General features: G+C 44.7%; 10 protein-coding genes and 1 pseudogene. 6 read left to right on the top strand and 5 right to left on the bottom strand.

What is annotated here, in order from left to right:
- Positions 1-33: 33 nt before the first annotated feature.
- Positions 34-638: pseudogene (locus P7F88_RS23665) on the bottom strand (YtjB family periplasmic protein).
- Positions 639-736: 98 nt separating this feature from the next.
- Between P7F88_RS23665 and serB the strand changes: the two are divergent.
- A complete protein-coding gene (gene serB / locus P7F88_RS23660) occupies positions 737-1,705 on the top strand; it encodes a phosphoserine phosphatase (protein WP_277828863.1) in 969 nt (322 codons plus the stop codon).
- An 89-nt stretch (positions 1,706-1,794) separates the two neighbouring features.
- On the opposite strand, the gene P7F88_RS23655 is transcribed toward serB, so the two are convergent.
- Positions 1,795-4,143 (bottom strand): PilZ domain-containing protein, encoded by a 2,349-nt coding sequence (locus P7F88_RS23655; protein WP_277829265.1) that lies wholly within the window; start codon positions 4,141-4,143, stop codon positions 1,795-1,797.
- A 162-nt stretch (positions 4,144-4,305) separates the two neighbouring features.
- On the opposite strand from P7F88_RS23655, the gene radA reads away from it, so the two are divergent.
- On the top strand, positions 4,306-5,685 hold the full coding sequence (gene radA / locus P7F88_RS23650; RefSeq protein ID WP_277828861.1) for a DNA repair protein RadA: 1,380 nt from the start codon (positions 4,306-4,308) through the stop codon (positions 5,683-5,685).
- A 217-nt stretch (positions 5,686-5,902) separates the two neighbouring features.
- Complete coding sequence (fusA, locus tag P7F88_RS23645; RefSeq protein ID WP_277828859.1) at positions 5,903-7,987, top strand: elongation factor G; 2,085 nt, start codon at positions 5,903-5,905, stop codon at positions 7,985-7,987.
- Positions 7,988-8,403: 416 nt separating this feature from the next.
- Here the strand turns inward: fusA and dxs are convergent, their stop codons facing one another.
- Genes dxs through xseB form a run of 3 tightly spaced genes read right to left on the bottom strand, consistent with a single transcriptional unit; the run spans position 8,404 to position 11,465 of the window.
- Positions 8,404-10,287 (bottom strand): 1-deoxy-D-xylulose-5-phosphate synthase, encoded by a 1,884-nt coding sequence (gene dxs, locus P7F88_RS23640; protein WP_277828857.1) that lies wholly within the window; start codon positions 10,285-10,287, stop codon positions 8,404-8,406.
- A 26-nt stretch (positions 10,288-10,313) separates the two neighbouring features.
- The gene (gene ispA, locus P7F88_RS23635) at positions 10,314-11,198 is read right to left on the bottom strand and encodes a (2E,6E)-farnesyl diphosphate synthase (RefSeq protein WP_277828855.1); all 885 of its coding nucleotides are present in this window, start codon (positions 11,196-11,198) and stop codon (positions 10,314-10,316) included.
- A 15-nt stretch (positions 11,199-11,213) separates the two neighbouring features.
- Complete coding sequence (gene xseB / locus P7F88_RS23630; RefSeq protein WP_277828853.1) at positions 11,214-11,465, bottom strand: exodeoxyribonuclease VII small subunit; 252 nt, start codon at positions 11,463-11,465, stop codon at positions 11,214-11,216.
- A gap of 316 nt (positions 11,466-11,781) precedes the next feature.
- Here xseB and pomA point away from each other — a divergent pair, with 316 nt between their 5' ends.
- The 3 genes from pomA to thiI all read left to right on the top strand — a co-directional run bounded on the left by pomA (position 11,782) and on the right by thiI (position 15,121).
- Positions 11,782-12,546: a flagellar motor protein PomA gene (gene pomA, locus P7F88_RS23625; protein ID WP_277828851.1), complete on the top strand. Its 765-nt coding sequence runs from the start codon at positions 11,782-11,784 to the stop codon at positions 12,544-12,546.
- A 14-nt stretch (positions 12,547-12,560) separates the two neighbouring features.
- Complete coding sequence (locus P7F88_RS23620) at positions 12,561-13,517, top strand: flagellar motor protein MotB (RefSeq protein ID WP_277828849.1); 957 nt, start codon at positions 12,561-12,563, stop codon at positions 13,515-13,517.
- A gap of 155 nt (positions 13,518-13,672) precedes the next feature.
- Positions 13,673-15,121 (top strand): tRNA uracil 4-sulfurtransferase ThiI, encoded by a 1,449-nt coding sequence (gene thiI, locus P7F88_RS23615; protein WP_277828847.1) that lies wholly within the window; start codon positions 13,673-13,675, stop codon positions 15,119-15,121.
- Positions 15,122-15,494: the final 373 nt, after the last annotated feature.

The raw sequence follows: 15,494 nt of genomic DNA, 5'->3' as shown, positions 1-15,494 counted from the left end.
TATATGCAGGCGCTTTTTTTATGTACGTAATAATTACTTCATATCCTGAAGTAACAGGTTTTCGCCTTTAGGCTTTTTGGCTCTTCGGAAAATCATTGCCAGAAGCAGACCACTCAAGAACCCCATAAAGATCATGGTGTACATATAACGGTCGCTATTACGGTAGTGGTGGTCGGAAAAGGCGGTTACTCTGCCTTTCTCAAATGTCATGCGAACATAGCCAATCTGGGCGTTGTCATGAAATACTGGCTCAACTAATTGTATGCGGCCGATACTCGCGGTTTGTAAAGGGGTATCTAGCCCTAAAACTTCTCTGGCAGATTTTGCGTTTTCGCTGGAGGCGAGCTTTACACCTTCCGCATCATAGATGGTTACATCAAATACCAGCTCTTCAGTAGCGAGCTGATATGCGAGTTTCAATAGCTGTTCCTGCTCATCGTTGGCAATAGGCTCGCTGGCTGAGAGTGCCGCCTGAGAAACCAGTACTTTGGTAAGTGTTTCCAACTGGTGGCTCTGGATGTTTTCATTTCCTTACTGATTACCACGCTATTTTTTGCTGTATAGAGAAACATAAGAATCAGCAAGATGATAGCAAGTCCTTTTAAGAACATCTTTAATGAGAATAGGGAACTCTTCATAGGGTGGTTTATTTCCTTTTTTCAGCTTGGAACATATTGGCGCTTGCAATTTGAAATTGCAATAGGTTAACGTTGGTTTCATTGTAAACACGACAGGCATGGAACGCGTGAAAAAGCTTAAAATTAGTAAACAAATCCCACTTCTTAACCGACTACCGGAAACTCGCTTTTCTACACAGCTAGATAAAAGCAAAGCTGAGTGGATTGTATTTTCCTCTTATCTTTCTCCGCAGCAGTTTGAAGATATCGATTTCTATACCGGGGACTACAATCCGGTATTAGATATTTGGCGAGTGGGTTCGTATGACGTAGCTTTGATGGCTGGGTCTCTTACGCCGGAACTAGAAAAGATCCTGAAAGAACTGAAAATTGACTTTGCTAACCTAGCAAATGTGCCCGATCTTTCTCAGCCAGGCCTGATAGTTCTGGATATGGACTCCACTGCTATTCAGATTGAATGTATCGATGAAATCGCGAAGCTTGCAGGCGTTGGTGAAGAAGTTTCAGCTGTTACTGAACGAGCAATGCAAGGTGAATTAGATTTTGAACAGAGTCTTCGTCAGCGCGTAGGAACACTAAAAGATGCGCCAGAGTCTATTTTGGAAGAGGTTCGTCGTGAGCTACCGTTTATGCCGGAAATCGAAGAGATGATTGCGACTCTGCAGGAGTATGGCTGGAAAACAGCGATAGCATCTGGTGGGTTCACTTACTTCTCTGACCATGTTAAGGCTCATTTGAATCTGGACTACGCAACGTCAAATCAACTTGAGATCGTTGGCGGTAAGCTTACTGGCAACGTACTTGGGGATGTGGTTACCGCTCAGACCAAGGCAGATACCGTGGAAGCGCTGGCTAAGCAATATGGTATCGATATCAGCAATACTATAGCAGTCGGTGATGGTGCCAATGATCTCGTAATGATGGATGCTGCGGGTCTTGGTATTGCTTACCACGCGAAACCTAAGGTAGAACAGCAGGCTCAAACTGCTATTCGTTTTGGTGCTCTTGGTGGCGTTATATGTATATTGTCCGGTGTAATGGCTAAGCATAGAAAAATTAGCCTGTAATCTCTACAGGGAGTATGAAAGAGCTGCATCATGTGCGGCTCTTTGTTTATTGCGTTCAACGCTTACACGCGAGATAAGCTTTAGAGCATTTAAGTCAGCTCCAGTCTAATTAATACCTCTTCTGATATATCAATCAACTCACAATATCCAACCAGTGACCTAATTTCCTTTTCGAGTGTTCTTGCATGATGAGCCCCTACAGATGAAAGTTCTTTGAGCTTTTGAGTAAGAATCTGAGACTTATCCTGAGCTACAGGTAGTCCAAACATTCTGAAAGCGTAAAAGTCTCCAAGTTGCTTGGCTTTTTTGATAAATAGGATTCGCTCTTTTAAAGAACTGAACTCACTCTCCAGGCGGGTATGTATTGCTTCAATATCACCGTGAATGTTTTTTATGACAGCAAAGTAAAGCTCGAAGTATGTTGGTTCAGGGTTTGTGATAGGCCTTAGAGGTTCTTTTAAAAGCCGGCTGCTTCTTTTTTTGAATATAGGCTCCAGAGAAAACTTACCAGCATGCCCCAAAGTTTGTAAAACTTTTAGGCTTGGTGACAGAGGATAGTTTACGCCGATAGCGACTGGAGACATGTTCTGCTTTTGTTTTGCTATGTAGATTGGAACGCTAACCATACGAGGCAGCACAACGTCATACATGGCATCAAGTAACCCCACAGTGGGTAATCTTTCCGGTGTTTCTTCTAACTTTCCTTTATTGTGTTGGATTAACTTTTTAAGGAAGCTAACTGTTTTTGCAGTACGGCTGCTGTCTTCAATTTTTAACTGAACATTCAGGCCATCAGGTGAAATTCTTATAATGGTATAAGGGACATTAGACAGTGGAACAGTTGTGTCATATAACTGAAGTTCGCTGAAGCTAAGCTGCAGCTCTGTACTTGCCGGCAATACTAGAGGTGAAGTCAGTTGTATGTTCAAACCTTGAGTGGAAAAGTTAACAGTATGTCCAGACAATGGTTGAAGCCCGTTAGCCTGTATTGATACAGGTGAGCGCAAGGAGAAACGCGGCTCTTTGCGTCTGGTTACTGCGTCGAAATAGATGCCTTTAGGAGCCAGTTTTGACTGTCTGGGGTGCCGAAACCTATTGAGTAAGCTGCTTTCAACGTTGGGCTTTTCGGTGAGTAGGTAGTCGCGTCTTGAATCTTTGGCTGAGATTTCCTGCAAAATGCCTACATGCGTTAGTTCCAGCTTATTCTCTTCGTAGTCCGGCGTTGCATCGATAAAGCTGGCAACTTCCTCTGAATTTAGCTCAAACATACTCAGGCGAAAAACTTTCCAACTGTTTCTCCGTGCGCCAAGGTGCCAGAATAGCTGTCTTTCCTGACGATCTGCCTCGGGTAGCATCATCGAGTAATACAAAGACTTACCCTGATGGTCGTGGATGAAAGAGTAGATCACGTTACTACTGTTTCTTATGCCTGGTTTCGTCAGTTCCTGCAGTCTTGATGAGTTAAGTAGGTTGGAGATAGATTGTTGATTGCGTTCGTCGTGCCAGTAATCCCAGGTTGTCTGGTTGACGTCATTCAGAAGCGCGTACTTTAGCTCTGTGCCGTTGAAAAACAGTGGCAGAGCGGTGGTGTGTTTTACAAAAGCATTCTCATAGCTATGTGTTCGAGCACGGATAACCTTATCCTGATTGTCATGATTTGCTCGTTTGGCATGGGAGTCCAGCATTGTGTTAATGGCGCACCGAAGAACATCGCTTTCAGATAGGCGTATCGCCCTTAACCAACGTATACTATCGTTCTCGTAGCACTCGTCGATACCAATGATTCTGTAGGCCAGAGGTTTACTCAGCTCTTCAAGGTTCGTTGATTCATATAGCTCAGTGAACTCAGCCTGAAATGTTTCACCGAGGTTGTACTCGAATGCTGTCGGTACTTTTAGTTTTAAGCCAGAGTTGGAAAGATCGGCACTGGTTGCATGTATCTCCTGACCATCACTTAAAATCATTCTAACCTGAGATGCCATTCTAAGGCGCTTTTCTTGTCTTTTAAGCGCAAATCCCAGCTGTATTGGTTCTACTTTATATGGACTTTCGGGATCAGTGAGATTTTCGTTAACTCGGTGTTTTGACTGTTGGTGCATTACCCGGAAATTGTTACGGGTGTTGATTAATGCTTCCCAGACACCTTCGGTATAGCCACCATATCGCTTTACTTTCCGGTGGTATGAATTGAGCGCAATATCATCCAGCCAATGCCTTCGACCATCTAGTTCATATTCGCGGCATTCACCCTGTACCTTTCCCCTTAAATCAATGTTTTTGATACAAGGAGCCATAATCCGGTTTAGCTCCATTTTGGCAATAACTTTTGCCGACGGAGGAGCGTCAACGGTTAGTTGCTCCAGAACATCATCAAAATCGGGAGCGCCATAAACGGGGATAAGTCGCTCGACTAAAGAGAGTATTTCAGATTGCTGCATCATTTCTGTTAGAGTGTGGTTCCTAACCTAGGTTAACGGCTGAAACTTAAATAAGTTGAACGAATTTAACATAGTATTATTGATATGTTTTTATGACACTTCTGATGTAAAAGCTAGAACTCTTATTAAATTCATGCACTTTTAGTGATTGGTATAAAAATAATGGCAAAAGTAAAAAGAGCGTACGTTTGTAATGATTGTGGAGCTGATTTTCCTCGTTGGCAAGGGCAGTGTAATGCGTGCGGTGCATGGAACACCATTACGGAAGTGCGTTTAGCTGCGTCACCACAGGTGGCACGGAACGAGCGTTTGACGGGATATGCGGGTTCAGCAACTGAATCAACGGTTCAAGTGTTGTCTGAAATTGATCTTCAGGAAGTTCCCCGTTTTACCAGTGGCTTTAAAGAACTGGATCGTGTCCTTGGTGGTGGTGTGGTGCCGGGAGCGGCGATATTGATTGGTGGTAGCCCGGGTGCCGGTAAATCAACACTGTTACTTCAAACCATGTGTTTGCTTTCTTCTCAAATGCCTGCGTTGTATGTCACAGGTGAGGAGTCTCTGCAGCAGGTTGCAATGCGGGCATCAAGGCTTGGCCTGCCGAAAGAACACCTGAAAATGCTTTCAGAAACCAACGTGGATAAGATTTGTCAGGTAGCAGAAAAAGAGCAGCCACGCATTATGGTCATTGACTCGATTCAGGTTATGCATGTGGCGGATGTTCAGTCTTCTCCGGGCAGTGTGGCGCAGGTTCGTGAGTCAGCAACAGCGCTTACTCGTTATGCAAAACAAAACAATGTCGCGGTCTTTATCGTGGGTCATGTTACTAAAGATGGCACGTTGGCCGGACCGAAAGTGCTTGAGCATATCATTGACTGTTCGGTGCTTTTGGATGGTGGAACAGACAGCCGCTTCAGAACGCTTCGCAGTCATAAAAACCGATTTGGTGCGGTCAATGAACTTGGGGTATTTGCCATGACAGGGCAAGGGCTCAAAGAGGTGAGCAACCCTTCTGCGATTTTCCTTTCCCGTGGTGAAGAAGAGACTTCCGGCAGCTCAGTAATGGTTGTCTGGGAAGGTACCCGGCCGCTGCTTGTTGAGATTCAGGCACTGGTGGATTACTCACAGCTTGCTAACCCTCGTCGGGTTGCGGTGGGCCTTGAGCAGAACCGTTTGTCTCTGTTACTAGCTGTACTGCACAAACATGGCGGCCTGCAAATGGCCGATCAGGACGTGTTTGTAAACGTGGTGGGTGGCGTTAAGGTAACAGAAACCAGTGCAGACCTTGCTTTAGTGATGGCGCTTCTATCCAGTTTTCGTGATAGAGCTTTACCAAAAGATGTGGTTATTTTTGGTGAAGTTGGCCTTGCTGGAGAGATTCGTCCGGTACCAAGTGGTCAGGAAAGGCTTAACGAAGCATTTAAGCACGGTTTCACTAAAGCAATTGTACCTGCAGCTAATATGCCAAAGGGAGGCATTCAGGGGATGCAAATCCATGGTGTGAAAAAGCTATCTGAAGCGATTGAAGCATTTGATGAGTTGTAATTTTTAAATCCGCCCTCATAATATGCAGTATTGGTGTTTCCAAACTACACTTAATTTTACCTATTTGACCAGATATCAGTCTGAATAATGGCAGCTTAGCCATGGTTGGCTGGTATAAATAGATTTTTTTTCGTACATATGCACGCAGGGGTATCAGTCTGTATGGATTGTGGTATACTCTGCGCGCATTTTTATACCTTATTAACAGAGTAAGACAATGACTGACTTATCAAAATACAGAAACATTGGTATTTTTGCTCACGTAGACGCGGGTAAAACTACTTCTACCGAGCGAATCCTAAAGCTAACTGGTAAAATCCACCGTACTGGTGAAGTACACGACGGCGCAGCAACTACTGACTTCATGGAGCAGGAAGCTGAGCGTGGTATTACAATCCAGTCTGCAGCAACAACTTGTTTCTGGAAAGACCACCGTCTAAACATCATCGATACTCCTGGACACGTTGACTTTACAGTTGAAGTTTACCGTTCACTTAAAGTTCTTGATGGTGGTGTGGGCGTATTCTGTGGTTCTGGTGGTGTTGAACCTCAGTCAGAAACTAACTGGCGTTACGCTAACGAATCTGAAGTAGCTCGTCTAATCTTCGTAAACAAGCTGGACCGTATGGGTGCAGATTTCTACCGTGTTGTAGATCAGGTGAAGAACGTACTAGGTGCTAACCCACTAGTTATGACTCTGCCTATCGGTATCGAAGACGACTTCACAGGCGTTATCGACGTACTAAACCAGAAAGCACTTATCTGGGATGACACTGGTCTTCCAGAAAACTACACAGTAGAAGAAATTCCTGCTGAGTATGCTGAAAAAGCTGAAGAATACCGTGAGATGCTAATCGAGACTGCTGTTGAGCAGGACGATGACCTAATGATGGCATACATGGAAGGTGAAGAACCAACTCTAGAGCAGATCAAAGAGTGTATCCGTAAAGGTACTCGTGACCTAGCGTTCTTCCCAACTTTCTGTGGTTCTGCGTTTAAGAACAAAGGCATGCAGCCAATGCTTGACGCTGTTGTAGATTACCTACCATCTCCAACAGAAGTTGACCCTCAGCCTCTAACTGACCCTGACACTGGTGAAGCAACTGGTGAAGTAGCGAAGGTTGATGCATCTGAACCTCTACGTGCTCTTGCATTTAAGATCATGGATGACCGTTTCGGTGCTCTTACATTTATCCGTGTTTACTCGGGTACAATGAAGAAGGGTGACACAATCCTTAACTCTGCAACTGGTAAAACAGAGCGTATCGGCCGTATGGTTGAAATGCACGCAGACGAGCGTAACGAGATCGATTCAGCACAAGCTGGTGACATCATCGCTGTTGTTGGTATGAAGAACGTTCAGACTGGTCACACTCTATGTGATCCTAAGAACGAATGTACTCTAGAACCAATGATCTTCCCAGAACCAGTAATCTCTATTGCTGTTAAGCCTAAAGACAAGGGCGGTTCTGAGAAAATGGGTATCGCGATCGGTAAAATGGTTGCAGAAGATCCATCATTCCAGGTTGAGACTGATGAAGATTCAGGTGAAACTATCCTGAAAGGTATGGGTGAACTTCACCTAGACATCAAGGTAGACATCCTTAAGCGTACTTACGGCGTTGAGCTAGAAGTAGGTCAGCCACAGGTTGCTTACCGTGAAACTATCACTCAAGCTATCGAAGACAGCTACACTCACAAGAAGCAGTCTGGTGGTTCTGGTCAGTTCGGTAAGATCGACTACCGCATCAAACCAGGTGAGCCAAACTCTGGCTTCACGTTCTCTTCAACAGTTGTTGGTGGTAACGTACCTAAAGAATTCTGGCCTGCAGTTGAGAAAGGCTTTGCAATGATGATGGACGAGGGTGTTCTTGCTGGATTCCCTGTACTAGACGTTGAAATCGAACTATTCGACGGTGGCTTCCACGCAGTGGATTCATCTGCAATCGCGTTCGAAATCGCAGCGAAAGGTGCATTCCGTCAGTCTATGCCTAAAGCTGGCGCGCAACTTCTTGAGCCTATCATGAAGGTTGACGTGTTCACTCCAGAAGATCACGTTGGTGATGTAATCGGTGACCTTAACCGTCGTCGTGGCATGATCAAAGATCAGGAAGCTGGTGTAACTGGTGTTCGTATTAAAGCTGACGTACCTCTATCTGAGATGTTCGGCTACATTGGTCACCTACGTACTATCACTTCTGGTCGTGGTCAGTTCTCTATGGAGTTCAGCCACTACTCAGCATGTCCACAGAACGTTGCTGAAGAAGTAATTGCTAAAGTTAAAGAAGAAAACGCTAAGTAATTAGCACTTTAACTAAGTGAATAGAAACCGGTAGCTAAGGCTGCCGGTTTTTTTATGCCTTGCGTTTCTCGTTTGGTGATCAGGGCATGTAGGGAATGCTCGCTTCCATGAACCGCTTTAAGTATCTATGTCGCTGGTGTTTAATGGATCTGGTTAGCATGTTCATTCCATCGAGCACACCCTACATACCCTAAGTGGCGACCGCGATTCCTATCATTGTTCTATTCCTCGCAAGTTGCGAAGTGACCCCATTCCTCGTTCCCACGCTCTGCGTGGTAATGAATACTGGCGTTAAAACAAACGTTTAGTGCTTGTTTTTTGGAGTGGTATGCCAATAAACTTAAGTGGGTTTGAAAATAAAAAAGGCTTGGTATATGTCACCAAGCCTCGTATTAAAGTCAGATAAGAAAGAGCTATTACTTCTCAATATACTCTCGAATAGCAGCTTCAATGCCTTTTCCATCAAGGCCAAGTTCTTCAAGCATCTCTTCCTGAGTTCCCTGAGCAACAAACTCATCGGGCAGACCAAGATTGAGCACAGGCTTAATAAGCTTCTCTTTCATCATAAACTCAAGAACACCAGCACCAGCACCGCCGGCTATGGCGTTTTCTTCAACCGTAACGATTACATCGTGGTTCTGAGTCAGTTCAGTAATCAGAGCTTCATCGAGTGGCTTCACAAAGCGCATATCTGCGACGGTCGCATCCAGTGAATCTGCAGCTTCCAACGCGCTTTCCAGCATAGTACCAAAGCTAAGTATTGCGACTTTATGGGACGAAAGCGTAGTCTCTGTTTTACGAACAATTCGACCTTTACCGATTTCAAGTTCAGCCATTTCCTGCTGGATTTCAGTACCATTACCAGAGCCGCGAGGGTAACGAACGGCACTTGGTCCATTGTGCTTATGACCAGTGTAAAGCATCTGACGACATTCATTCTCATCACTTGGAGCCATAATGACCATATTGGGAATACAGCGCATGAAGCTCAGGTCAAATGCACCCTGGTGAGTCTGCCCGTCAGCACCTACCAGGCCTGCACGGTCGATAGCAAACATAACCGGGAGATCCATGATAGCGACATCATGTATTAGCTGATCATAGCCGCGCTGTAGGAAGGTCGAGTAAATTGCAACGATAGGATTATTTCCTCCGATTGCCATACCTGTTGCCAGCGTCACTGCGTGCTGCTCTGCAATAGCGACATCAAAGTATTGTTCTGGGTATTCTTTCGAGAATCGCACCATACCCGAGCCTTCACGCATAGCTGGAGTAATTGCCATTAACTTAGGATCTTGTGCTGCCATGTCGCACAGGAAGTCACCAAAGATATTTGAGAAAGTTGGTTTGCCACCTTTGCTTTTAGGAAGGCTATTATCCTTAGGATCAAACTTAGGTACGCCATGATAGCCAATCGGGTCTCGTTCAGCGGGCTCATAACCCTTACCTTTTTTCGTCATCACATGAAGGAACTGAGGACCTTTAAGGCCACGCATATTTTTAAGCGTCTTAACCAGTTCATTTACATCATGACCATCAATTGGGCCTATGTAGTTAAAGCCTAGCTCCTCAAACAAGGTGCCAGGTACAACCATTCCTTTTAGATGTTCTTCTGTTTTCTTAACCAGCTCTTTAATGGGAGGAAGGCCAGAAAGCACTTTTTTACCACCTTCACGAATAGAGGTATAAGTCGTGCCAGAAAGAATTTGTGCCAGATGGTTATTTAGCGCTCCTACGTTTTCTGAAATCGACATCTCGTTGTCATTCAAAATGACCAGCATATCGGAGTGCACATCTCCCGCGTGGTTTAGTGCTTCGAATGCCATACCAGCAGTGATTGCACCATCACCAATAACTGAGACGACCTTGCGGTCTTTGCCTTCTTGTTCAGCAGAGATCGCCATACCAAGCGCGGCACTGATAGAAGTAGAGGAGTGACCAACAGAAAGTACGTCATACTCGCTCTCTTCACGCCATGGGAATGGATGTAATCCGTCTTTTTGACGAATTGTTGGTAACTGATCACGTCGACCTGTAAGAATCTTATGGGGATACGCTTGGTGACCCACATCCCAGATCAACTGATCAAATGGTGTGTTATACACATAGTGAAGTGCTACCGTTAGTTCTACCGTACCCAAACCTGAAGCCAGGTGACCACTAGACTGGCTTACAGAGTTTAATAAATATGTACGCAGTTCGTCACATAGCTTTGGTAGTGTCTCTTTCGGTAGACTACGTAATTCAACTGGCGTATCCGCCAGAGATAAAGTTGGATATTTTGAGATATCAAGAGTCATATTCTGCGCACTTTCTTATAGTGATTTTAACTTTTGCGCTCGACAACGTATCGGGCGAACTCTTCGAGTAATTGCGTATTGTAGGGGATCGCTTCCAGAGCTTGAATAGCTTCATCAAAAAGTTTTCCAGCTTTTTGCTTTGCCCCATCTAACCCTAACAATGCAGGGTAAGTAGATTTGTTCAGCTCAATATCCGAACCCTGAGGTTTGCCCAGAGTTTCGGTATCACTGGTTATATCGAGTATGTCATCCTGTACCTGGAAGGCTAAACCTACAGCATCGGCGTATCTATCAAGCAAAGGGAGTACCGCTTTACCTTTCTCTCCTGCTGACAAAGCACCTAATCGAACCGCGCACTTTATCAGAGCTCCGGTCTTATTTCTGTGGATTGCTTTTAGTTCTTCAATATCGACAAGGCGATTTTCAGCTCCGAGATCCAAAGCCTGCCCTAAACACATGCCTTGAGCACCTGACGCTTTAGCAAGACTTTTAATCATATCTACCCGCGCCTTTTCGCCTTCGGCTGATAAGTTACCTTCTGCTAAAATGGTAAAGGCCAGCGTTTGAAGCGCATCACCGGTAAGAATGGCAGTCGCTTCATCAAACTCGATATGACAGGTAGGTTGGCCCCTACGAAGTTCATCGTTATCCATCGCTGGTAAATCGTCGTGAATCAGCGAGTAGGCGTGTATACACTCGATAGCCGATGCCGCAGTGTCAAGATCATCATGCGGGCAACCCAACATTTCACCTGTCACGTACACAAGAAAAGGTCTTGCCCTTTTTCCACCAAGCAATAAGCCGTATCGCATCGCTTTTACTAGTGGCTCTTCCTGATAGCTAAGTTTATCTAGCCAGCTATCAAGTTGCTGATTATTTCTTTCCTGAAAATACGTCAGAGTCGTTAACATTAACTACCTACTTCTCTAGTTTTCGAAGTTTGACTGACTTTCGAAGTCAGATAGTTCAGCTTCGTCATCGTTGCTTAGCAGAATGGAAACGCGCTGCTCAGCTTCAGAGAGCTTAGTTTGTCCTGCTCTGGCAAGAGAGATCCCGCGCTCAAACTTTTTGAGTGCGTCATCTAGTGCTAAGTCGCCATTTTCCAGCTGCTCTACCAAGGAGTCCAGCTCTTCAAGTGTTGCCTCGAAAGACATATTTTCAGGTTTTTTCGTTGCCATATTTAATCTGCTTTGCGAAAAGTGCTGGAAACTTACCCCAGCATGCAGGTGTGGTCAAATCTGATGTTGTTGGTACTCATCAAATTGACACAGTAAAGGCGATATTATAATTGCCTGAATGGCTTATAGCTATTATTCAACAGTGTTAACTTGGCAATTCTTTAGGTAAAGCTTATTCTGAGCAGAAATTGGGTAGAAATTCGACTTTTGGCAGAAAAGTGAGTTGTTTTTGAATAAATGCCTAAAATATAGAAGGGTTTTGCCGATAAAATGGCTAGTCAGAGTTTAGCCAGAAAACTGCAGAAAGAGGTGGTTAGTGGATTTAGCAACATTAATAGGTATCATCGGATCCTTTGCATTCGTAATTATGGCAATGGTCCTCGGTGGCAGTCTGGGGATGTTTGTAGACGTGACCTCCATCCTAATCGTGGTTGGTGGTTCGTGTTGTGTGGTTTTGGCAAAATTTACACTAGGCCAGTTTTTCAGCGCATTCAAAATTGCCGGTAAAGCTTTCATGTTCAAAGCGGACGATCCTGAAGAACTGATTGCTAAAATCGTTGAAATGGCGGACGCCGCTCGTAAAGGTGGTTTTCTTGCTCTTGAGGAAATGGAAATTACCAGCAGCTTTATGCAAAAGGGTATCGATCTGTTGGTGGACGGCCACGACGCGGAGGTAGTTCGTGCTGCTCTCGCAAAGGACATCGCATTAACCGATGAGCGTCATATACAAGGTAGTGAGGCTTTTCGTCAGTTTGGTGATGTTGCCCCTGCGATGGGAATGATTGGTACGCTGGTTGGTCTGGTAGCCATGCTTTCTAACATGGATGATCCGAAATCCATCGGTCCTGCAATGGCGGTAGCACTTTTGACAACACTATATGGTGCAATACTGGCGAACATGCTGTTTTTCCCAATTGCCGATAAGTTGTCTTTGCGTAAAGATCAGGAAAAGCTGAATCGTCGCCTTATTATGGATGGCGTCCTGGCAATTCAGGACGGTCAAAACCCTCGAGTTATCGACGGCTATCTCAAGAACTATCTCAACGAGAAGAAGCGTGTTCTTGATGTTGATAACGAGTAACGGGAGAGAGAAAGATGGATCAAGACGATTGTAATTGTCCACCACCCGGCCTCCCGGCATGGATGGGTACATTTGCGGACCTTATGTCCCTGTTGATGTGCTTTTTCGTACTCCTGCTATCGTTTTCAGAGATGGATGTACTTAAATTTAAACAGATAGCGGGCTCAATGAAGTTTGCCTTTGGTGTACAAAACCGTCTGGAAGTAAAAGACATTCCGAAGGGAACCAGCGTTATCGCTCAAGAGTTCAGACCGGGCAGGCCTGAACCGACACCTATTGATGTCATTATGCAGCAGACGATTGATATTACTCAGCAAACGTTGGATTTTCACGAAGGGGAATCTGACAGAGCGGGTGGTAAGAGCCGTGATGCTGGTAAACAGACAGGTGGTCAGTCACCGCAAACTTCTACCAAGATGTCTATGGATTCTCAGACGGAATCTCAAGAAGTTCAGGAGCAAGTGAGTCAGTCTCAGGCTGCTGAAGAAACGGACTCATTAGAAGAGAGCATAAAGAAAGCACTTGAGCGTGAGATCTCTCAGGGCGCGATAGAGGTGGAGAACCTTGGGCAAGAGATCGTAATCCGAATCCGTGAGAAAGGTGCGTTCCCGGCTGGTTCCGCCTTCCTGCAACCAAAGTTCAGACCACTAGTACGACAGATCGCCGAACTGGTAATAGATGTACCTGGTGTGGTTCGGGTTTCTGGTCACACAGATAATCAGATTTTGGATTCAGAGCTATACCGCTCGAACTGGGATCTCTCTTCACAGCGAGCTGTATCAGTTGCACATGAGATGGAGAAAGTGAAAGGCTTCGATCACAAACGACTCAGGGTTAGAGGTATGGCTGATACCGAGCCTCTCAACGATAACTCTACTGCGGTGCTACGTTCGCAAAACAGAAGGGTAGAAATAGGCATTCTACAAGGTAAACCTAAGTACTCAGATGAAGTGAGTGTTGAACAACAATAGTCAAATAAAAGCAATAGCGGGCGAAATGCCCGCTTCTTTATTCCCTTTCCTAATTGAGAGCAACTCGTGTATAATTTCGCGCCTATTTTGACGTGGCTGCATGAGTAGATCGTGATAGCCTCTATCAATACCTTATTCAACCAGCGAAGTGATCTATGAAATTTATAGTTAAGCCACATCCGGAAATTTTTGTAAAAAGTGAATCGGTTCGTAAAAGATTTACCCGAATTCTGGAGTGCAACATCCGAAACATTATTCAGCGTCAAACGGAATCTGTTGCTGTGTTTAACCGTCGTGATCATATTGAAGTAACAGCAAATAGTGCTGAGTACTACAACGAGGTGCTGGCTGTTCTTACTCAAACTCCGGGGATTCATCATGTCCTTGAAGTTAAGCAATCTGAGTTCAAAGATATGCATGATATCTATGAGCAGGTGCTTGAGCTGAGCCGCAGTAAGATCGAAAACAAGACTTTCGTAGTGCGTGTTAAGCGTCGTGGTAAACATGACTTTACTTCAATTGAGCTTGAACGTTATGTTGGCGGCGGCCTGAATCAGGCGGTAGAGAGCGCTAAGGTTAAACTGAATAAGCCTGATGTTACCGTAAATCTTGAAATTGCCAGCGATAAGCTTAATCAGGTAATCGCTCGTCACAAAGGTCTTGGTGGTTTCCCTCTGGGTACTCAGGAAGATGTGCTTAGCCTTATCTCCGGTGGTTTCGATTCGGGTGTTTCCAGTTATCTGCACATTAAGCGTGGTTCAAAAACGCATTACTGCTTCTTTAACTTAGGTGGTCCTGCGCACGAGATTGGTGTAAAGCAGGTCGCTCACTTCCTGTGGAACAAGTATGGTTCATCTGCCAAGGTGAAATTCATTTCTGTAGATTTCGAACCAGTGGTTGCGGAGATCTTAGAGAAAGTCGACGATGGCCAGATGGGTGTTGTGCTTAAGCGTATGTTTATGCGTGCTGGTGGAATGCTGGCTGAGAAGTTTGGCATTCAGGCTTTGGTTACTGGTGAAGCGCTGGGCCAGGTTTCAAGTCAGACCTTGACGAACCTTCGCCATATTGATGGTGTTACTGATACTTTGATTCTGCGTCCACTAATTAACTGGGATAAAGAAGATATCATCGATCTTGCGCGTAACATCGGCACAGAAGACTTTGCCAAGGTAATGCCTGAGTACTGTGGTGTTATCTCTAAAAAGCCAACAGTAAAAGCAGTGAAAGAAAAACTGGAAGCTGAAGAGGCTAAGTTTGATTTCTCTGTACTTGAGCAGGTTGTGTATAACGCCCGTGTTATGGATATCCGTGACATCGAGAAAGAAACTCAACAGCAAGCTCCGGAAGTGGAGTTGGTGGATGCGGTACAGGAGCATGCGATCGTTCTGGATATCAGAAGCCCGGACGAAGAAGATGAAAAACCGCTAGAGATTGAAAATGTGGAAGTGAAACACCTTCCTTTCTATAAGCTAGCGACTAAGTTTGGTGATCTGGACCAATCAAAGACATATCTACTCTATTGCGAACGTGGCGTGATGAGTCGTTTGCAAGCCTTATACCTAAAAGAGCAGGGATTCGAGAACGTAAAAGTTTACAGACCTTAACTGTTCAGAGGTTACAGGAAGGACTTTGTCCTTCAGGTAATGAGTAACAAGCAAAAAACGCGAGATGAGAGTCTCGCGTTTTTTAATACTATTTGTGCAACCTGTAGCCTAATTTCAGATAAAAAAAAGCACTGCCAATTGGCAGTGCATAAAAATTTTTTGACAGACAGGTCAAATAATACAGGAAGTATAAGTCGAGTATTTAAGGTGTAAACACTCCACTTGTGGTAGAAATCTACCCAACTCGAAATCGAGTTTGCAAACACAACATCGCAACAAAAAGCCGATAGATTCAGAGGAATCATGCCGTTCGGACTATCGTTGCGGGATGAAATATAGAATTTATCTAGCATAACTACAATCGACAATTTAT

Source organism: Vibrio hannami (assembly GCF_029589055.1).
GTDB lineage: Bacteria > Pseudomonadota > Gammaproteobacteria > Enterobacterales > Vibrionaceae > Vibrio > Vibrio hannami.
The sequence above is the reverse complement of the archived record's forward strand: the minus strand, read 5'-3'. Positions and strand labels throughout refer to the sequence as shown.